This window comes from Maribacter cobaltidurans (genome assembly GCF_002269385.1).
GTDB lineage: Bacteria > Bacteroidota > Bacteroidia > Flavobacteriales > Flavobacteriaceae > Maribacter > Maribacter cobaltidurans.
The window spans coordinates 4,039,067-4,059,455 of sequence record NZ_CP022957.1 but is presented as its reverse complement, the minus strand read 5'-3'; the positions used below and the strand labels follow the sequence as shown (position 1 = coordinate 4,059,455).

Sequence of the window (20,389 nt, the reverse complement as noted above, 5' to 3'; positions counted from 1 at the left end):
TTTTTAAATTAAAGGCAGTTTAATGTAGAAAGTGCTTCCTTTATCTTTTTCACTTTCCGCATATACCTCCCCTTGATGATCATCTACTATTTTTTTTACGTACGCAAGCCCAAGTCCATGACCTTTGACGTTGTGAATATCTCCTGTGTGTTCTCTATAAAATTTCTCAAAAACTCTTTTTAATACGGCCTTGCTCATTCCTGCTCCCTGATCTTGAACCTTTATTACTATATTATTTTTAACGACCTCCGTAAATACATCTATTTTAGGGGCATTTATAGAGTATTTAATCGCGTTGTCCAATATGTTCACAATTACATTGGTAAAATGCATTTCATTGGCCAAAACTTCGGAACGTTCTGCATCCAAATGGGTTTCTATATATCCTCCCCTATCCTGCACAATGAGCTCTACATGGGTAATTGCGTCTTCTATTATGTCGTGGGCATCGACCCTATCCTTACTAATATCCAATTGGTTTTTTTCCAATTTGGAAATTCGGAGTACATTTTCAACCTGTGCGTGCATTCGCTTGTTTTCGTCCCTAATCATTTGCAAATACCTAGAGACCTTTTCCTGATCTGCAATCACTTTGGGGTTTCTAATAGCCTCTACCGCCAAGTTAATGGTAGCAATGGGTGTTTTGAACTCATGGGTCATGTTGTTGATGAAATCCGATTTTATTTCGGAAATCTGTTTTTGTCTAATCAATTGATATATGGCCCCAGAATAGGCGATGACAATTATCAAGGTGAACAACAATGACAATAAGGCAAGACCCAAAATGGATTGTACCAAAAAGCGCTTTTTCTTCGGAAACGAAACCAAAAGATCAAAATTGGATATCCCTTCAAAATCCGTAAACAATGGCGATTTATAAATATTTGCTTCGGAATATTTAAATTTCCTCGATTTTAGTTTTGTGGGCAAGCCATTGCTATAAACTCCGTATTCAAAACCAATATCCACTCCCCTATCTTCCAACTCTCTTTGAAGCAACAGTTCAATTTCCTGTTTGGAAACCCGCTTATGTATGGGTACTCTTTTGGCTTCGGTCATAAACAAATCCTCAATAGCCATCTTATCCATTTCGCTCAGTTCACCTATCTTCTCGATTCGTTGTATAGGAGTAAGTTGAAAACTTTTGCCATCTATGTCGTAGTCTTCCTTAAATATAGAAGTTGATCGCTTGCTCGTATAGTTTTTGATGAATGTGGTATCACCCTCTTCACCATTATCAAAGAACGTTGATGAAATGCCATATTTTTCCTCTAATATTCCATGTTGGAACAATAAAATCTCATTGGAATTGACATCCCGGTCTATGAAAAAGAAATTTCTAAATTGGGTTTCTTTTAATTCCCCGATACTATCCTTGGCATACAGATACCTATCGAAGTAATTTTTTTTCTCCCGCTCCTCTATCTGATTGGTAACACTGTTGAGCGCTTCTGAAACAACATTTGAAAATTGCTCCTCCTTGTTCTCAACGGATTTCTTTATCCAAAAACTTTGAACGAAAATCAATCCAATGAGAGAAAGGCTCATTAGAACTACCAAGAGAACAAATAACCTCTTATTCATTATAATGTTAAAATTAATTATTTACAAGGAAGCCCTTAACACGTTTAACCAAACCTTAACACAAATGTTAAAATAAGCGAGTCTTAGTAAGAATCAAGGATGGCCCGATTTACTTCCGTGACGCGTTCACCTGTTTTTTCAAGGTTTGTGTTTTTAATGATAAAATCTGCCAAAGGTATTTTTTCCTTATCCTCCAACTGATTCTCCATTCTTGCCAATATGTCTTCCCGGGTACTTTGGTCTCGCTCCAACAAGCGGTCTATTCTAACTTCTTTGGGAGCGACTACCAAAATTATCTTATCGTACAAATCCTGGGCCCTGTTTTCAAATAAAAGCGCGGTTTCTTGAATGACATAAGAATGATCCTGTTTTTTGCACCATTTTTTAAAATGTCTTCTCACAGCCGGGTGTACAATGCCGTTTAGCGCTTTCAATAAGTCCTGATCGTTAAAAACGGACTTGGCAATGTAGCCCCTGTTTAATTTTCCGTCCAAATAGGCAGACTCACCAAACAAAATTTTCAGTTTATTTCTAATAGTTTTGGAGGAATGCATCAATTTTTTAGCTTCCAAATCTGAATTGTAAACAGGTACACCCAGTTCTGCAAACATTTTTGCCACTGTGGTCTTACCACTTCCAATTCCCCCGGTAAGTCCAACTATTTTCATGAGTATATTCTTGGATAATTTAAAGGTCACATGCCTCACAAAATACAATCGATACATTTTGTACCAAAACTATACCATAGCGCATTATTCCTTTTTCAATATGAATTCTATTTCTTTACTCCGTAGGTCGGCATTATTGATATTTTCAGGTTTTTCTTCCAGAATCAAAGGCAAAACATTCTGGTCTCCACCTACTATCTGGTTATAGTCTGCCACCACCAAAAAATCCTCGGGAGAAATATCCTTAAGAATATCCAAAGGTGCCTGACAAACTACCTGAACCACATCGGGAAACATTCTCACTTGAACACTATCCGGTAGATTCCTCATCACTACGGGCACATCAAATACCTGTTCCGAAAACCGATATACCTTTCCAGAAATTGTGACCGATGAAGGTTCGAAATTGGTATCCTGCAACTCCCTAGATTTTACTACGGTCAGTTTTTGGGAGAAATCAGTTTCAACATTCAGCAACTCCATATAAGAAGTACGTACACTTTCTATGGTATCAATTTGTGTTTTGGGTCCGTTTATCGTAATTGTTCGTGGTTCAATTAACAGGGAGTCCATTAATGCATGGTTTTTTGCATAGGTAATATTCAATCTTGGTAGAACGGGAACTTCTTTGGATTCCAAAGAGGTAAACTTCACAAAAATGGTATCGTTGTCCATTTCCAATAATTCCATATCGTTGGACAACTGGCTTTGAACCTGCCTTCTGTAGACCGATGGGGGAATAAAATATTGATCATTTTTTTTCCTTACTTCGGCAAGATTGATTTGGATATTTTTCTTTCTAATCCCAAAACCGATTAATTGAAATCCCACTGCCCTAATTCTAGCTTGCAATTGGCTTTTTGGAATCTCTTTCAAAAGAAATTCCTGGGGAACGTTCACATAATTCAAATTAAAGGAAGTGATTCCCACAAAGGTCTGAGCCAGATTATTGACAAACCAGGCCAAAAAAGAAAAGAATAAAAAGACCAAGAATACCTTGACCTTTCGTTTCTTTAGACCCGCTTTAATTCTTTCTATAATCACAACTCAATTTTGGTTTTGAAAAACAATTTTGGAAAAATCACCTCTGGAGGTTTGTTACTGAACCTAGTATAAATTACCGACTTCAAAAATCCAAATCCGTAGCCCGCAAATTGCACCAAGGTGGCCAAAAGGGCCATAAAAGCTACTTTTAGACTTTTGGTCTTAAAAATCGCATCTATCAACAATATGGAAAAATAGAAAATAAAGCAGTAAAGTAAGGGATTAAAACCAAAAATAGCGAACGCAATGGATACCAACAAAGTCAATATAAAAATGGTAGGAAACCAATAAGTCAATTTTGCAGTTTTTGGGTGCCAAGCGTTCAGTATAGGTCGTACCAGTCCAAATTTTTTCACTTGCATGTAAAATTTGTTCCAGTCGATTCTTCTTTTATGGTAAACAAATGCTTCGGGTATCAATTTGGTTTCATATCCCTTTTCCCAAATACGAATGGTCAGGTCTGGATCCTCGCCCGGATGGATGTTCCCGTACCCGCCCGTTTTTTCAAAGGCTTCCTTGGATATGCCCATATTAAAACTCCTAGGCTGAAATTTATTTACGGCATCCTTTCTTCCTCTAATACCTCCGGTAGTCAAAAAAGAGGTCATCGCATAGTTGATAGCCTTTTGTACATCACTGAAGGATGGGTGGGCCGCATCTGGTCCCCCATAACAATGTACAAATTGCTGAGAGAGGCTTTTTGCAGCCTCCTCCAAATACTGGGGCGGTAGAATACAATCAGAATCCAAGACAATAAAATAATTCCCTTGAGCCAATTTCATACCATAATTGCGGGAATCCCCTGGACCTGAATTTGGTTTTTGATAGTAGGAAATATTGAGTCGATCCCTAAAAAGATCTACAACATCCTTTGCAGGAATTGTAGAGCCGTCTTCTACAATGACCACCTCATAACCCTTGGAATAAGTTTGTAATAAAAGACTTTCCAAGAGTTCTTTAATTTCATCAGGTCTATTAAATACTGGAATTATAAACGAGAATGATACATTCATTTCAAACTTTCAAGTAATTAAAGCCCCAGAAATCCCTGATTACCTTTTTAGAATTTATCTATGACTTCCTGACTGACCCCTGTGTTGGAAAAACCACCGTCGTGGAAAAGATTCTGCATAGTTACTTTTCTAGTCAAGTCCGAAAATAAGGAAATGGTATAGTCCGCACAATCCTGGGCCGTTGCATTACCAAGTGGCGACATTTTTTCCGCATAGTTGATGAAACCATCAAACCCCTTGATTCCCTGACCGGCAGTGGTTGCTGTTGGTGATTGCGACACAGTGTTGACTCGAACTTTCTTTTCTTTCCCAAAAAAGTATCCAAAGCTTCTTGCCACCGACTCCAAGTAGGCCTTATTGTCCGCCATATCATTATAGTCCGGGAAGGTACGCTGAGCCGCCATGTAGGTCAAAGCAACAATACTTCCCCATTCGTTCATGGCGTCGTTTTTATAAAGGGACTGCATTACCTTATGGAATGAAAGTGCAGAAACATCCCACCCCTTCGCTGTAAAATCATAATTTTCATCGGTGTATGCACGACCTTTTCGAACATTAACGGACATGCCGATCGAGTGAAGTACAAAATCCAACTTCCCACCTAAAATCTCCATGGACTTTGTCACCAAATTGGATAAATCTTCCTCATTTGTGGCATCTGCAGGAATAATCTCGGAACCTGTCTTCTCGGCCAATTCCTTGATTTGCCCCATTCTCATGGCTATGGGAGCATTGGTCAAAACAAAGGTTCCACCTTCTTCATGAACACGTTGTGCCGTTTTCCATGCAATTGAATTTTCATCCAAAGCGCCAAATATGATTCCTTTCTTTCCTTTTAATAGATTATAAGCCATGTTTGTTGGTTCTTAGTATTGTTAATGGGTCAAAGATATTTAAAATATACCAATCCGATTTTAAGCGGATGGAATTAATTTAACAATTGCCTGGCGTGTGCGAGTGCCGAATCCGACACATCATTACCTCCCAACATTTGGGCTAGTTCCAGTACACGTTCATCATTGGAAAGCTGTCGCATATTGGTGCGTGTTCCTTCTGGCTCATCGGTTTTAAATACTTTAAAATGGTGGTTTCCCTTGGAAGCTACTTGCGGAAGATGTGTGATGGCGAATACCTGCATGTCCTTGCTCATTTCCTTCATGATGTCGGCCATTCTATTTGATATTTCCCCGGAAACCCCAGTGTCTATTTCATCGAACATGATGGTGGGCAATTTTTCATACTTCGCCAAAATGGCCTTTATGATTAACATTATCCTGGAAAGTTCCCCTCCGGATGCTACTTTCTTTAATTCCCCATAGTCGCTACCTTTATTGGCGGTAAACAAAAAGGAAAGATCGTCCATACCATTGGTCTTAAAAGAATCTACACTATTCAACCGAATGTTAAACGAAGCACTGGGCATCCCTAGATGTGATAAATCCAATTCCAATTGTTTTTTCAAATCGGGAATAACGGCATTTCTCTTTTCCCTCAGCACAAGGGCCTGTTCTTCCAAGGAGGATTCCAAATCCTGTAACTCTCTGGTTTTAATCGAAATTTTCTCGTCCACATGGGCCGTTTCAAAAGCTTTTTGGGAAAGCTCCTCCCTTATTTGAATCAACTCTGAAATCTCTGAAACCCCATGCTTCTTTTGTAGATTGTACAACAACTGCAATTTGGCATTGGTTTCTTCCAAAAGCGCAGGATTGGATTCCACACCATCCTGAAACCCTTGTAGTTCCGTATTGATGTCATCCATTTCTATAAAAACGGATTTTATTCTTTCATGCAAATTTTCATACTGTTTTCCAAAACCGGACAACCTGGACAAGGTTGCTTTAAGCTCAGAAAACAGGGGTAGCAATCCAACCTGTTCATCGTTCATCAATTGCTCTCCCTTGGAAAGCTCTTCCATAATTAACTCCACATTGTTCAATTGCTCATACTGTTCTTCCAACTCCTCCAAAATACCTTCCTTGAGCGGTGCCGCTTCCAACTCCGTCAGCAGAAAGTCATTATAGTCCTGTTCCTTCAAGGCATTGTTTTGGAATTCCTGAAGTTCATTAAGTTCTTTTTTGGTCGCCGAATATTTGGATAGGGTTCTTCTAAAATCAGAAAGGCGACCTGTATTATTGGCTAGGGCATCAATCAATTTTAATTGAAAATCATTTTCGGTCAACCTTAGTGTCTGATGTTGGGAATGGATGTCAATCAATCTATCCCCTAGTTGAGTAAGTACATCCAAGGTAACCGGAGAATCATTGATAAAGGCTCGCGACTTTCCACTGGGCAGAATCTCCCTTCGTATGACCGTGCTGTCCTCATAATCCAAGTCGTTTTCCTCAAAAAAAGATTTTAAGCCATAGTCCTTAATTTGAAAATACGCCTCTATAATACACTTTCGTTCCTTGTCCCTTAGGGAAGATAAATCGGCCCTTTTTCCCAAAACCAAGGAAAGCCCCCCTAAAAAGATGGATTTACCTGCACCTGTTTCTCCGGTAATAATCGTGAAACCAGCCTCCAAGCTTACTTCCAAGCTATCAATTAAGGCGTAATTATCGATGGAAAGATTGGTTAACAAATCGTTGAAATTTTGAAACCCAAAGGTAATCTATTTCAGTTATCAAATTCAAGGTCAAACTCAAGAATCAAGTTCAATATAGCTTTTGGCTTTTAGCCATTAGCTGTTGATTGTTGGTTGTTGGTTGTTGGTTGTTGGTTGTTGGTTGTTGGTTGTTGGTTGTTGGAAAAAACAAAATATAAAGGCAAGAAGCAAATTCATGTGTCATGCATGTTTTTACATACAAGTTCACTTAACCCTAGTTGCCTAAAAACTAGCCAAAAAAAATTAATATTTAATATCGTTCCAGGTACTGGAATATAAAGGAGCAATTTTGTTGAGGGTCTCCTTTAACTTAACGATATCTACCTTGGGACCATCTGAAAAGATATTTTGGATTTCTTCTGACTTGGCATCGAAGAACGTCTGTATCAAAAAAGCATTGGGCCTTCTGTTGATCATAGTTTCAAACAATTTCATGGTACCTGCAATAATCTGCTTACCGGTACTGTTGTTGTCCGCTAAAATATCCAAGCCCTTTCTATGGTAATTATACATGGCAACCCTGTACTCCTTATAGGTATTGGAAAGCAAATTGTCTACCAATTCAAACCGACTTCTATCGGTAGTTTGTGCCCAGCCGGAATAATTACTTCCCTGGGCCTGGGTCACTATGCTCTGTGCCTTTCTGTAATAATCGGTACCACCTTCCAAAGAAAAAGTATCGGCATCCAAGCCTAAAATCACGTACACATAGTAAGCCACTACGGCCACTAGATTGGACTCAAATACATTTTCATTGAATACCAAAGGTTGGAATTCTATGTATTGAAAGTTCAATTGATTGTCCTTGTAATTAAACACCGGACTTTCATACGAAGTATTGTAAACGGGGCGTGAGGACTGTATTTGAATATTACCGCTAAATCGGTCAGATTCATAGTCCGTAATCGTAATGAACATTTGAGCGTTGACTCGTTCATTTTCCTTGTAGACCCTATTGGTCCACTTATTCTTGTTCACAAAATCACTCAAGGAGCGCTCCAAGGTTTTAAATATTTGCTGATTGGTCTGGGAGACCTGATCGGAATTTATCGTTACCGTACAGTTCAATTCCTGCGCATGAAGCGAAACAAAGGTGAAAAATAGAATTAAAACGGGAAACAGCTTACGCATAACGTCTTTTAACGATTTCATATAGAATATCCTTGGCCACATCGGCCTTGGTTTTTAATTCAAACGTTTGGATATCCAAATTGGTATCTATAAAGCTAATTTTATTGGTATTCCCTCCAAATCCTGCACCTTGGTCATTTAATGAATTCAACACGATGGCGTCCAAATTCTTGCGCTTTAGCTTTTCCTTGGCGTTTTCGATTTCGTTCTCGGTTTCCAGGGCGAAACCTACCAAATACTGCGATTGTTTCTCCTGCCCGAAGGAATACAAAATATCCCTATTCCTTACCAATTGTATTTCCAAATCCGTATCGGACTTCTTAATTTTTTGTTCTGATTTGTTCTTTGGTCTATAATCGGCCACCGCTGCAGCACATATCACAATATCGGACTCCGAAAAATGGGGATGGGCTTCTTCATACATCTCCTCTGCAGAAACCACCCTGATCAACCGGATACCGTCATCCTTTACATCATACTTTGAAGGTCCGGATACCAAAACCACATTCGCACCCAGAGCTGCCGCCGCCCGCGCCAATTCAAAGCCCATTAATCCGGAGGAATGGTTTCCTATAAAACGTACGGGATCAATGGCCTCATAGGTAGGTCCAGCGGTTATCAGGACTTTTTTTTCTTTTAGAGGCAGCCCATCCGATAGATAATTTTTGATAAAAGTGACAATATCTTCAGGCTCGGCCATTCTTCCTTCTCCATGGAGGCCACTTGCCAATTCCCCTGAAGTGGCAGGTATCATAATATTACCAAAAGATTGTAACGTCTCAAGGGAATTTTTGGTCGATGGATGTTGGTACATATCCAAATCCATGGCAGGGGCAAAAAAAACGGGACATTTAGCGGAGAGATAGCAGGCTAACAAGAGGTTATCCGATGCACCATTGGCCATTTTGGACAAGGTATTTGCCGTTGCCGGGGCAATCAACATCAAATCGGCCCAAAGTCCCAATTCCACATGGTTGTTCCAATCCGTAGTATTGTTTTCCGTCTTAACAAAATTGGATACTACTGGATTTTTGGAAAGCGTGGCAAGGGCCAATGGGGAAACAAAGGAGCTGGCGCTCTCGGTAAGAACAATCTTAACGTTAGCGCCAGCCTTTATCAATAAACGAACAAGAAACGTCGTTTTGTACGCGGCAATCCCTCCGGTAATGCCTAAGAGGATGTTTTTGCCGTTCAACATGGTTCCTATGCGTCTTTCTCCGTATTTCTGTGGTAAATTTTATCGTTCAACCATTCCTCTACGGCCAGAGCATGGGGTTTGGGTAGCTTTTCATAAAACTTGGAGACTTCAATTTGCTCCTTGTTTTCGAAAACCTCCTCCAAGCTATCGCTATAGGTGGCGAACTCCTCCAGTTTTTCCAATAATTCCTTTTTGATTTCGGAATTGATTTGCACGGCACGCTTGGCGGCAATGGAAATGGCCTCATAGATATTATCGGTAGGGGCATCAAACTCGTTTCTGTTGATGGTTACCGTTGATACGGGCGCTTTGGAGTTTTTTAAATCGTTCATGTTCATAATGAAAACTATTTATTTTGATTCTTCTGTGATGAATTTTTGTGATTCCTTGTTAATCCTCTCAAGGAGATTAGCGGATTCTTTTTCGTATTTCGTGTTTGGATATTGCTTTTTTAGGACGTTATATGCTTCCCGGGCCTCCGCAAGTCTTTCCTGCTGTAAGCTTTCAAAACTGTTCATCGCCAAATGGGTCAAGGCATCTACTTTCACAAAGTAAGCATCTTCCCTGTAAATGGAACCAGGAAAATCCGAAATGAAATTCTCACTGGCGGCAATAGCGGATTTTAGCATGTCATAATTAAATTCACCAAGCCTATTATACTGCTTTAATATCTCAAACGCCTTTTTTTCCTTTTTTGTTGTAAGCTCTTGGGCCATGGCATTGGCTTCCGTAAAATATTCAGATTCCGTATACACGTTGATAAAGTTCTGTAATTTGGCCAAGGCCTTGTCCGTATCCGTTTGGTCCAAGGAATATCGTGGGGAAAGCATGTAATAGCTTTTGGCTCCTAAGAAGCTGGCTTCTGCCAATTTCTCACTTTTGGGATACGATTTTATAAAGCGTTCGAACTGATACCCGGCCATATTGTAATCCCCTCGCTCAAAATAACTGTTGGCCAAGAAGAACATAACCCTTTCTCCCTGAGGCTTTCCTACATATTTGGGAGCGATTTGCTCGAACAAACGGTTGGCCCGTTTAAAATCGCCCTCGTCATAATATTTTTCGGCCAAATCATATTTGGCCTTCACATCATCCTTCTTGAGTACTTTTTGATACTCGCTACAAGATTGTAACATAGCCAACAACAGACCCAAAACAAAAAATTGCCTCATTGTAAAAAATATTTTGCAAAATTAATGATTATCAATGGATTTAAAAAACATTTTTAAACCGTCAAAAATAGGGAGACCTAAAGATAAACCATTGGGATTTGTGTTAGTTTTAACGCTAAGGTCTATGCAGGAACTCTTGTAAGCGAAGCTATAAAATTGGCTATTTTGTTCTTTAAACCCGGGGTAGCCTCCAACAACGGCAGTCTTACCGATGCCCGACACATACCTAATATCTCAAATATCGCCTTGATACCAGCAGGGTTACCTTCCTCAAAAATAAGGCCCATACCCTCCTGTAGCATATAATGTAAATGATAGGCCTCATCATTTTTACCGTCCATTCCCAGACCCACCATTTGAGAAAATTCCAAGGGCAATCCTTGTCCTATGACGGAAATCACCCCTTCCCCGCCTGCCAATATGGTGGGCAACGCCGTTATGTCATCACCAGAAAGTACCAAAAATCCTTCCGGTCTATGGTCTATCAATTCCATGACCTGGACCATGTTACCACAGGCTTCCTTAATAGCCACGATATTCTCAAAATCCCGTGCTAGGCGCAAGGTAGTACTCGGTAACATGTTACTGCCGGTCCTGCCAGGAACATTGTAAAGGATTATGGGTAATGGGGAAGCTTCTGAAATAGCCTTAAAATGTTGGTAAATACCTTCTTGGGTAGGTCTGTTGTAATAAGGCGAAACGGAAAGAACCGCATCAAAACTGGAAAGGTCCATGGTCTGTAGTTCCTCTACGAGAGCCGCCGTATTGTTGCCCCCAATCCCAATCACCAAAGGCAATTGGCCATTATTGGCGGCCACTATGGTATCAATGACCTGTTTTTTTTCGTACTTGGTTAGGGTGACAGATTCTGCCGTTGTGCCCAAGGCCACCAAATAATCCACTCCGCCATTTATGTTAAAAGAGACTATTTCCGCCAAAGCCTCCACGTCTACATGGCCTTCAGCCGTAAACGGGGTTATCAATGCCACACCTGTTCCCTTTAACTTTTCCATAATTATATTTCTTTAAAAACGCCTAAATACTTTTTTAACTCAGCCTTGAACGTTTTAAAATCGGATATTGGGGTTTCTAGAATTAGGTCGTTGAAATCTGGGCCAACTGTTCCAAAACCTACTTTCATCCTTGCCCTTGTCTTAATGGACATCAGGTTTAAAAGCAGGTTGTTCTCGTCATAATAGTTTACCAACAAATCATATTCCCTGCTCAGGAACTCCAGTGCATAACTATTTTGGATGTCGCCGTTCCACCCTAAATCCTTGTCAGAAAATATGGGCGTTGAGTACGGGGAATTTTTATCGTAAAAACTCTTATAGCCTATAATCTTGACCGCGTTTGGCCTCAAGGAAAAATCGTCCAAAAACTGATAAAATAGGTCAGATTTATCAAACTTGTCCAAATCCACAATGCAACCCAAAGAACGTATTCCTTTCTTTCCGGTACTCTTATTGACAGGTTTTTCAAGTTCCTGTTTAATATATTTTAGACCGGATTTCTGCTTAAACTTGTCCTTAATTCCTTTTAAAAACATGTATTTTTACATTTCTACAAATGTAAATAATATCCGTTCAACTGTATGACGAAGTTAAAACACTTTGACGTTTTAAAAATAAAACATTTTGTTATATTTATAACTTTTTTATATTGTATCTCATGTCAAAACAATACTGAGCTCCTCACTAAAATTGAAGGCAAACAAATAGTTATTGACAGTACAGATGCTATTGTAGACTCAATCGCCTCCTTTATTCTGCCCTATCACACTCATGTGGAAGAAGTATTGGACAGTGCCTTGGCCTACGCTCCATGGGACATAACCAAAACTGATGGTCCATATAATACTACCGCTGGTAATCTTATGGCCGATATAATTCTGGAACAGGCCGCTCCCCTTTTTAAAAGTAGGACTGGAAAGAACCTGGATTTTGTGTTATTGAACCATGGGGGTATTCGCTCCAGTATCACAAAAGGGAAGGTATCGGCCCGTACAGCCTTTGAGGTAATGCCTTTTGAAAACAATATTGCCGTGGTGGAACTGCGCGGAAAATCCGTCAAGGACATGTTGAACTATCTTATCCGATCTAAAAGGGCCCATCCCGTTGCCGGTATTCAGTTGGTATTGAACAAGGACGATAGTATAAAATCGCTAAAAATCAGAGGCGAGCCCTTTGATGAGGACAAAAACTATTATGTGGCCACATCAGACTACTTAGTATCCGGTGGTGATGATATGATGTTTTTTAAGGATGCCTTGGAAGTGACGGACATCGACTATAAAATTAGGAGTGCCATGATCGATTATTTTACCAAAGTGGATACGCTTTCCCCTAAAGTGGATCTGAGATATTATAAGGTGGAATGAGTGTTGGATTTGGGTAGTTAGGGACCTAGGGGTTAGTGAAATAGCTGGCGAAAACAGACTTGATACTTGTATTTGGTGTTTTCATCTAATAACAAACAATTAACAAACAACGAACAAACAACGGCCAACAGCTATATTGAATTTGAACTTGATTTTTGAACTTAATAATGGATAGAAGACAATTTGTTGCACAAACGATGGCGGGGTCGGTTTTGCTATCGGCAGGTGGCCTTTCCCTAGGTTCCTGTTCGGACAGAAAAAAACACTTGACCGTTCTGCACACCAATGACGTGCATAGCCACATTGACCCTTTTCCCGTGGATCATGCAGACTTTCCCGGATTGGGAGGGCTGGCCCGCAGGGCAGGTTTGGTTCAAAGCATACGGGAAGAAAATCCAAATACCCTGCTTTTGGATGCCGGTGATATTTTTCAGGGTACCCCCTATTTTAATTTTTACGGAGGCGAACTGGAATTTAAGTTGATGAGCAAATTAAAATATGACGCCTCAACGATAGGGAACCACGATTTTGATAATGGCATTGACGGTCTTTTGGCCCAAATCCCCTACGCCAGTTTTGATTTTCTTATCGCCAATTACGATTTTTCCAATACCGTTTTGGACGGTTACACAAAACCCTACAAAACCTATTTACGAGATGGTATCAAAGTGGGTATATATGGCATCGGTATTCAACTGGCCGGTTTGGTAACCAAAAAATTGTACAAGGAAACCGAATATCTGGATCCTTATGAAATTGCCTTGGATATGGAAACACAGTTAAGGGAAACAGAAAAGTGCGATGTGGTCATTTGCCTCTCCCATTTGGGCTATAGCTACGAAAACGAAAATAAGCCGGACGACCTTACCCTGGCTCAACGAACCCAACACACCGATCTGATTATTGGGGGCCATACCCACACCTTTTTAGAACGGCCCACCATAGTGACCAATGCCGGCGGACGTGATATTTTAGTGAACCAAGTGGGGTGTTTTGGAGTAAACCTGGGCCGGATCGATTTTTATTTTGACGCCGATGGCGCCAAGGCCCAAGGAGTCACCATTTCCGTTTAAGCATATGAAACAGGAAGAACTACTTAGAACTGATTCCGGCAATGCGGCCTTTAAAGAACTCGTTCAATTATTGGATGCGGATTTGGCCCTGCGCGATGGTGAGGATACTGCCTTTTATTCCCAATTTAATGGCATAGCCAAATTAGGGCACTGCATTGTCTACTCCTTGAATGGCACGGCATTAGGCTGTGGGGCCTTTAAACAATTTGACGATAACAGCATAGAGGTGAAGCGCATGTATGTGGACCCAAAAATGAGGGGCAAGGGCATTGCCTCCAAAATTTTGAAGGCCCTTGAGGCATGGGCTCGGGAACTAGGCTTTACATATTGCGTACTGGAAACGGGACTGCGCCAGCCCGAGGCCATAGCTTTATACAAAAAGAACGGGTATACCGTAACGGCGAACTACCCACCCTATGTGGGCGTGGACAACAGTGTGTGTTTTAGAAAGAAATTAGATTTATAACATCGGTTTGGCCCATATCTTTCGCCATGGCTTTACTACTCATTTACGGAACTATAAGTTGGACTTTAGGCAGATACAAGTGATTTTAGGACATGGATGGAGCAAGACGATGGAAATTTACTCCCATGTGGCCACCAATACTTTCAAATCAATCGAAAATCCATTAGATTAGGTTTTTGTAAAATAGAAATATGTGTAATTGTAAACACATACAATTGTTGCCCACAATTTTGAAAAACATTAACTATCCAACAATAATTTACAAGTATCGTGATTGGAATAATCCATATCACAAGAACATTTTGCTGTCAAACGAACTCTATTTATCATCACCAAAAGATTTTAATGACCCCTTTGATTGTAGAATTTATAAAAACTTTACGATTCTCGATTCTAAAGAAAAAATCGAACTTTTTATTGAAAATTTTTGCGAAAAACACGGAGAATACCTGATTGATGAAAATAGAGATGTTGAATCAGTTAAAAATGATTTGAGAAAATCACTGTCAAATCTCGCTGAATTTCAAAGAATGCAGGAATTTGCGGAATCAAAAGCGATGGATGAAAACTATGGAATTTTATCATTGACTGCAAGATGGAATTCCATACTTATGTGGTCACATTACGGCAACAATCATCAAGGTTTCTGTATTGGATTTAATGAAGAAAAAATGCGGAATTCTGGACTTTTTAATAATGGTGGTCCAGTAACTTATAGAAATGACTTTCCAGAAATTAATCCCTTGACAGAAGAAGAAAGTTTAGAAGTTATGTTTTTGCAAACTCATAGTAAGGCAAAAGATTGGACGTATGAGAAAGAATATCGGTTGATAAAATTATTTTATCCAGACACACCGACTAATGACGAAAGGAAAGTGTTTGTTAGTGATAATTTAATAGAAGAAGTCAATTTAGGCTTAAACATATCACAAGAAAACAGAGAGCAGATAGTTTTAGAATGCAAAAGGCGGAATATACCTGTATTTCAGTTAATAAAGGAGCCTTTTAAATTTGAACTGAATAGAACTAAATTATAAAAACTGTGGGCAACACCGTATAAAATTAATTGCTAGTGCAAGCCTACTTACGAAAATCCTCGCGGATTTTCTATTCGGTTTGTATTTGCTAAATTAGGTGCTTAAACAACGCAACTAATCTTATACAAACACGATGATGTCGAATTATTCATATAATTTCTATTGTTTTTCAGAGGAATTCATCGGTCGCTCCGCTCGGTCGCCTGCGGCGTACTTTTGTTGCATTGCTCGCGCAATTACCCCACCAAAAGCTAGTCGACATCATCACTTCGCTAAACTCAGTACAGGCTCTGCGCTATGCCAGATTACATTGGCCGTAGGATGAGGGACATTCTTGCCAGGACCGCCGCCACGGCTCTGATACTCGACATATCAGGACGCTATATGTTCCCGATAGCTATCGGGATTATTCCCAATACCGCAAAATCCAACAAGGGTACCTCCGCTATCGCGGACTCCTTGAAGAACAATGCCGTGTGATCAATAGGAAGTCCGATTCACACAGCATTGTTGATTGGATTTTGCTATATTTCCTTAAAATTCGCCACCAGCACTTCAACTCGCCCACTGCCTCCGCAGATGGCGTACATAGCGCGGCGTTGTGCTTCATACTGAAAACGCAAAGAATAATAAAAACGGGAAAGCTGAAAACCGACCAAAGTAGGCAATAAACAATTAGAATTATGAAAAAACTAACCAACCAATTGACTATACTCGCAACATTTTTTGCATTGGCTTTTGTATTCCAAAGTTGTGAAAAAAAACAAAAGGAAGAAACTAAAGAAGTGGAAAAAGAAGTAATTGTCGAGGCCGAAAAACCTGAATATTTTCTCTTGCGTCCAGAAGTAGAAAAAGCATACGGATATTCACACGCTGTGAAAATTGGGAATAGCATTAAAATTTCTGGAGCAGTAAGTATGGATAATGAAGGAAATCCAACTGCTGTTGGTGATATAGAACAGCAGATGAAAAATTGTTATGCTGATTTGGAAAAAATATTAAAACACTTTGGTTGCACATTTGACGATGTTGTAAAAGAAGATATTTTCACAACTGATATGGCTCAAATGTTGGAAAAATCAGCTTATCGTGCTGAAATTTATAAAAATGGATTTCCGACTGGTTCATGGCTTGAAGTAAAAGGATTAGCATTACCTGAATTTTTGGTTGAAATCGAACTTGAAATACATAAATCGGAATGAAAAGTACGAAAGCAAAATAATGTATAACCAACCGCTAATTAATGATAAAATTCTTTAGAAAAATTAGGCGAAGATTACTTGCAGATAACAGAATTGGTAAATATCTGCTTTATGCAATTGGAGAAATTGCACTTGTTGTGATTGGCATTCTCATTGCTATGCAACTAAACAACTGGAATGAACATCAAAAGCAAATAAAACTGGAAAATGAATATTACTGCCGGTTACTGGAAGATGCTATTCTTGATATAGAACAAACAAGTAATCTTTTAACATTAGCTCAAGACCGTTTATCTGCTTCCAACCAAGCTGTAAGGTTGCTCCTAAATGGTAATGTGCAAAAAGTTGAGATCGGAAATCAAATATTTCTTTCAACAAAGGCTATCTACTCTGATTTTAAACCAAATAATTCAGCGTATGAAGATTTAAAGTCTGGAGCCAACCTAAATATTATAGGTGATAAATCAATAATAAAAGCACTTAACCAATATTTCAACAAAGTTGAAGAATTAAAAAGTATAATTATGGTAAATGGTAAATACGCCGTAGAAATACTTTTTGCACATAACAACAATTTTGCTAACGGCTCTAATCAGGCATCGCTCAGGGCAGGTGGAAGATTCTCAACAGGATTGGAACAAGATGTAAAAGACGTAATGCAAATAAATGACAATGATATTTTATCAAATGAGATGAAAACAAGACTTCTTAATGAGGCGCTTGAGTATGTATCGGTGAATACCAGACAAGTTGAACTTTATAAATTAATGCTTAAAGAAATCCATGTTTTAGAAGATATTTTAGAGTCAAAATGTCAAGAAAATGAATAAAATAACGAAAGGCTAACAAAGTGAATAAAACATTAAAACGGTTGGAGGCCCAGACCGATAACATACATTTAACTTAAGCATATTTTTTTCCATTACCTAGGCGCCGGTCCCTTTCCAATAACAATGTGACCAAATGACCAACAAGAAAAATGAGAACCCTAAAGTGATAGAATTAAGACCCGCTACGATAAAAGACCTTGATTTGGTCAAATACTGGGACACGAAACAACATGTGATTGACTGTGATCCAGATGAGGACTGGAATTGGGAGATAGAATTAAGTAGAAATCCAGAATGGCGGGAACAACTAATTGCCGAATTAAATTCAGAGCCGATAGGTTTTGTTCAAATCATTGATCCTTCTCTTGAAGAAACCCATTACTGGGGCGAGGTGGAACCTAATAAAAGAGCCATTGATATTTGGATAGGAGAAGAACACAACCTAAATAAAGGCTATGGCACTAAAATTATGGAACTTGCCATTGAAATATGTTTTAAAGATGAATCAGTAGAAGGGATTCTCATTGATCCCTTAAAATCAAATATTAAAGCGCAAAGATTTTATAGAAGAATAGGATTTAAATTCATTGAAGAAAAAGAGTTTGACGGAGCGCCATGCGTTGTATATGAGTTGAAAAGAAAAAAAACCATCAGGTAATAATGTATTTTGGAAAATAGGTGAAAAGAAGGGAAATCAAGGTTTTTGCCTTGCATCAAGGCTAGTGCTCAAGGTAAGTTCAGCGCTTTTAAAGCGTCCATTTTTCATAGCGTAAATTATATTGCTAATTCTACAGAAGTTTTTATTTTTTTTAGGTAATTAACTGTTATTCAGTAATTTAAATAAAATTAAGTGATTCTTTAAGTTAGAAGGTTATAGCCATGCTATCATTAATAGTTTTTACTATATTTCCTTAAAATTTGCCTCTTTTGCTCCTACACGCGTACAGCAATTGCAGATGTTTTGCAAAATGTTGTGTTGGCGTTTATAAATAAAATAAATGAAAAACAGGAATACAGATATCATAGTTGGCGGCCTCTTTTTGTGTTTGACCATTGCCTTCATAACAGTATCAATGACCTATAGGCCTTTTTTTGATTGGGTTTTTGAACGGCACCACAATCAATGGAGTTGGTATGTAAGGCCCCTTTTTTTACTTCCTTTTTGCTATTTCGCTTACAAAAAAAGTTTTACGGGAATGATGATTTCCATTTTCGCCTTATTTACGAGTATGTTTTGGTTTCCCAAACCCGAAATTGTAAGTGAAAACGTCATGGGGTTTTTAGCATTCGAGAAGGATTATCTATACGGGGATTGGAATTTAAGCAAACTACTATTGACTTTGACGATTCCCTTATCATTTTTAGCCTTGGGTCTAGCTTTTTGGAAACGGAGTCTACTTATTGGAATTGGAGTAGTCGTACTCATGGCTACAGGTAAAATTGTATGGAGTATTCAAAATGCAGGGGAATCCGGAAAGTCTATTTTAATACCCGCTATAGTCGGATTACTTCTGTGTTGCGGACTAATGTACTATGGGTTCAAAAGGCTGGAAAAAAATAAATAAAATTGTACGGTGCCGAACTGAAATAGGTGAAAATTCAAATTTCAATGAATCAAAAACTGGATATTAAAGATTTTATAACGAACCTCCCCGAGTACTTTGACCTATCCCAGTCCCCAGCACCCTGGAAGTTGACAACCCATTTAAAAGACATTCTTGAAAAAATAATAACCCACTTGGGGCCGGAATTCAACATAGAGAATGGCATTGCCGTTCATAAATCCGTTATCATAGAAAAGGGTGTAACCTTTAAAAGACCATTTATAGCCCTGGAGCATTGTAAAATAGGTGCCAACGCTTATTTTAGGGAAGGTGTGTTTTTGGACAAATTCGTGAAAATAGGTCCTGGCTCGGAAATAAAGAGCAGCATTATTTGTTCCCAAACCGCCGTTGCCCATTTAAACTATATCGGAAACAGTATTATTGGACAAAATGTAAATTTTGAGGCGGGATCAATTGCGGCAAACCATTACAATGAGCGAGAGAATAAAAGAATTTGGGTTAAGTACAATAATGAAACCATAGATACCGGAGTGGATAAGTTTGGTTCTTTGGTAGGGGACGATTCTAAAATTGGTGCCAATGCCGTTTTATCCCCAGGTACCCTTTTGAAAAAGAATTCCATTGTAAAAAGACTGGAATTGGTTAATCAACAAGGGGATACCTAGTTCGGTAGTTGTCCTGAAGAAGGATAACCTCATTAGGCCTACATTTACAACAATTCCTTGCCGCAACCTTCATTTCAGAATACAAACAATTCATTCATAAAAAATTACACTTGGGTAAAAGGAATTGGTTGTTCTTAAAAGCAAAATATACTTTTACCCTGTAATCAACCAAGAACTATCATGAACAAGCAGGATTTAAAAAAACTCAAATTGGAATTGGCCATTAACGCTAAAAGTGGAATTGATTTTATCATATCCGCTGCCATTGTCTGGACCATTATCGCCTATATCTGGACCTTGCCCAAAGAAGCGTTTACCAAAAGTATTTGGACCTTTTACGTTGGTATGTTTATGTTACCTTTGGCCTATTTATTGTCCAAAGCCCTTAAAACCACTTGGACTACCAAAACCAACCCCCTACAACCTTTGGGTATGTGGCTTAATTTTGCACAGCTTTTTTATTTTCCCTTTCTGTTTTTTATTCTGAGGGATAATCCAGATTATTTTGTAATGACCTATGTCATTATTACAGGGGCCCATTTTTTCCCCTATGCTTGGTTCTATGACGAAATAGGATACGCGATTTTTGCGGGTATCATTTCCGTAGGGGCTTTACTCGTGGCCATTAACGTGAGTACCGACCAAATGTATTATGTTCCACTTCTTATGGTGGTATGCCTACTTCTACTGGCTCTATGGTTGTTCATCTCCAATAATCGAAAGAAAGGAATGATTGTGAATTAAGCTGCACTGCCA

The 20,389-nt window shown here is 39.0% G+C and carries 24 protein-coding genes; 12 read left to right on the top strand and 12 right to left on the bottom strand.

The window, feature by feature from the left end; genetic code table 11:
* Positions 1–3: 3 nt before the first annotated feature.
* The 12 genes from CJ263_RS18205 to CJ263_RS18150 form a co-directional block, all read right to left on the bottom strand.
* Positions 4–1,584, bottom strand: coding sequence for a sensor histidine kinase (locus CJ263_RS18205; RefSeq protein ID WP_094998577.1), 1,581 nt, complete (start codon positions 1,582–1,584; stop codon positions 4–6).
* A gap of 83 nt (positions 1,585–1,667) precedes the next feature.
* Complete coding sequence (gene coaE / locus CJ263_RS18200; protein ID WP_094998576.1) at positions 1,668–2,252, bottom strand: dephospho-CoA kinase; 585 nt, start codon at positions 2,250–2,252, stop codon at positions 1,668–1,670.
* Positions 2,253–2,336: 84 nt separating this feature from the next.
* Positions 2,337–3,296: a CdaR family protein gene (locus CJ263_RS18195; protein WP_094998575.1), complete on the bottom strand. Its 960-nt coding sequence runs from the start codon at positions 3,294–3,296 to the stop codon at positions 2,337–2,339.
* Entirely contained in the window at positions 3,293–4,309 is a 1,017-nt protein-coding gene (locus CJ263_RS18190) for a glycosyltransferase (protein ID WP_094998574.1), read from the bottom strand. The genes CJ263_RS18195 and CJ263_RS18190 overlap by 4 nt, the downstream gene beginning before the upstream one ends.
* A 47-nt stretch (positions 4,310–4,356) precedes the next feature.
* Positions 4,357–5,163, bottom strand: a complete 807-nt coding sequence (locus tag CJ263_RS18185; protein ID WP_094998573.1) for an enoyl-ACP reductase FabI — start codon at positions 5,161–5,163, stop codon at positions 4,357–4,359.
* A 74-nt stretch (positions 5,164–5,237) separates the two neighbouring features.
* Positions 5,238–6,890 (bottom strand): DNA repair protein RecN, encoded by a 1,653-nt coding sequence (gene recN, locus CJ263_RS18180; RefSeq protein ID WP_094998572.1) that lies wholly within the window; start codon positions 6,888–6,890, stop codon positions 5,238–5,240.
* Between the two features lie 267 nt (positions 6,891–7,157).
* Positions 7,158–8,045, bottom strand: coding sequence for a type IX secretion system protein PorD (gene porD, locus CJ263_RS18175; RefSeq protein ID WP_094999308.1), 888 nt, complete (start codon positions 8,043–8,045; stop codon positions 7,158–7,160).
* The gene (gene coaBC / locus CJ263_RS18170) at positions 8,038–9,243 is read right to left on the bottom strand and encodes a bifunctional phosphopantothenoylcysteine decarboxylase/phosphopantothenate--cysteine ligase CoaBC (RefSeq protein WP_094998571.1); all 1,206 of its coding nucleotides are present in this window, start codon (positions 9,241–9,243) and stop codon (positions 8,038–8,040) included. Before coaBC ends, porD begins: the two co-directional genes overlap by 8 nt.
* Positions 9,244–9,248: 5 nt before the next feature.
* Positions 9,249–9,581 carry a DNA-directed RNA polymerase subunit omega gene (locus CJ263_RS18165; protein WP_188669460.1) on the bottom strand — a complete coding sequence of 111 codons (333 nt, stop codon included), beginning with the start codon at positions 9,579–9,581 and terminating at the stop codon, positions 9,249–9,251.
* Positions 9,582–9,593: 12 nt separating this feature from the next.
* Positions 9,594–10,415 (bottom strand): outer membrane protein assembly factor BamD, encoded by an 822-nt coding sequence (locus tag CJ263_RS18160; RefSeq protein ID WP_094998570.1) that lies wholly within the window; start codon positions 10,413–10,415, stop codon positions 9,594–9,596.
* 122 nt (positions 10,416–10,537) lie between these two features.
* On the bottom strand, positions 10,538–11,428 hold the full coding sequence (gene dapA / locus CJ263_RS18155; RefSeq protein ID WP_094998569.1) for a 4-hydroxy-tetrahydrodipicolinate synthase: 891 nt from the start codon (positions 11,426–11,428) through the stop codon (positions 10,538–10,540).
* Between the two features lie 2 nt (positions 11,429–11,430).
* Positions 11,431–11,964 (bottom strand): DUF6913 domain-containing protein, encoded by a 534-nt coding sequence (locus CJ263_RS18150; protein ID WP_094998568.1) that lies wholly within the window; start codon positions 11,962–11,964, stop codon positions 11,431–11,433.
* Positions 11,965–12,009: 45 nt separating this feature from the next.
* Here CJ263_RS18150 and CJ263_RS18145 point away from each other — a divergent pair, with 45 nt between their 5' ends.
* From CJ263_RS18145 to CJ263_RS18090, 12 genes are all read left to right on the top strand, one after another.
* Positions 12,010–12,795, top strand: a complete 786-nt coding sequence (locus tag CJ263_RS18145; RefSeq protein ID WP_094998567.1) for a 5'-nucleotidase C-terminal domain-containing protein — start codon at positions 12,010–12,012, stop codon at positions 12,793–12,795.
* Between the two features lie 167 nt (positions 12,796–12,962).
* Complete coding sequence (locus tag CJ263_RS18140; RefSeq protein WP_094998566.1) at positions 12,963–13,868, top strand: bifunctional metallophosphatase/5'-nucleotidase; 906 nt, start codon at positions 12,963–12,965, stop codon at positions 13,866–13,868.
* 4 nt (positions 13,869–13,872) lie between these two features.
* Positions 13,873–14,334: a GNAT family N-acetyltransferase gene (locus CJ263_RS18135; protein WP_094998565.1), complete on the top strand. Its 462-nt coding sequence runs from the start codon at positions 13,873–13,875 to the stop codon at positions 14,332–14,334.
* A gap of 7 nt (positions 14,335–14,341) precedes the next feature.
* On the top strand, positions 14,342–14,506 hold the full coding sequence (locus CJ263_RS18130; RefSeq protein WP_308423244.1) for a tyrosine-type recombinase/integrase: 165 nt from the start codon (positions 14,342–14,344) through the stop codon (positions 14,504–14,506).
* Between the two features lie 58 nt (positions 14,507–14,564).
* Positions 14,565–15,371, top strand: a complete 807-nt coding sequence (locus CJ263_RS18125; RefSeq protein ID WP_158657193.1) for a DUF2971 domain-containing protein — start codon at positions 14,565–14,567, stop codon at positions 15,369–15,371.
* Between the two features lie 297 nt (positions 15,372–15,668).
* Positions 15,669–15,851, top strand: coding sequence for a hypothetical protein (locus tag CJ263_RS18120; protein ID WP_094998562.1), 183 nt, complete (start codon positions 15,669–15,671; stop codon positions 15,849–15,851).
* Positions 15,852–16,054: 203 nt separating this feature from the next.
* Positions 16,055–16,573 (top strand): RidA family protein, encoded by a 519-nt coding sequence (locus CJ263_RS18115; RefSeq protein ID WP_094998561.1) that lies wholly within the window; start codon positions 16,055–16,057, stop codon positions 16,571–16,573.
* 41 nt (positions 16,574–16,614) lie between these two features.
* Positions 16,615–17,403, top strand: a complete 789-nt coding sequence (locus CJ263_RS18110; RefSeq protein ID WP_094998560.1) for a DUF6090 family protein — start codon at positions 16,615–16,617, stop codon at positions 17,401–17,403.
* Between the two features lie 133 nt (positions 17,404–17,536).
* Positions 17,537–18,061, top strand: a complete 525-nt coding sequence (locus CJ263_RS18105; RefSeq protein ID WP_199768152.1) for a GNAT family N-acetyltransferase — start codon at positions 17,537–17,539, stop codon at positions 18,059–18,061.
* A gap of 340 nt (positions 18,062–18,401) precedes the next feature.
* Positions 18,402–18,968, top strand: coding sequence for a hypothetical protein (locus CJ263_RS18100; RefSeq protein WP_094998559.1), 567 nt, complete (start codon positions 18,402–18,404; stop codon positions 18,966–18,968).
* A 44-nt stretch (positions 18,969–19,012) separates the two neighbouring features.
* Positions 19,013–19,633: an LbetaH domain-containing protein gene (locus tag CJ263_RS18095; protein ID WP_094998558.1), complete on the top strand. Its 621-nt coding sequence runs from the start codon at positions 19,013–19,015 to the stop codon at positions 19,631–19,633.
* 180 nt (positions 19,634–19,813) lie between these two features.
* Entirely contained in the window at positions 19,814–20,377 is a 564-nt protein-coding gene (locus CJ263_RS18090; RefSeq protein WP_094998557.1) for a DUF7010 family protein, read from the top strand.
* Positions 20,378–20,389 lie beyond the last annotated feature (12 nt).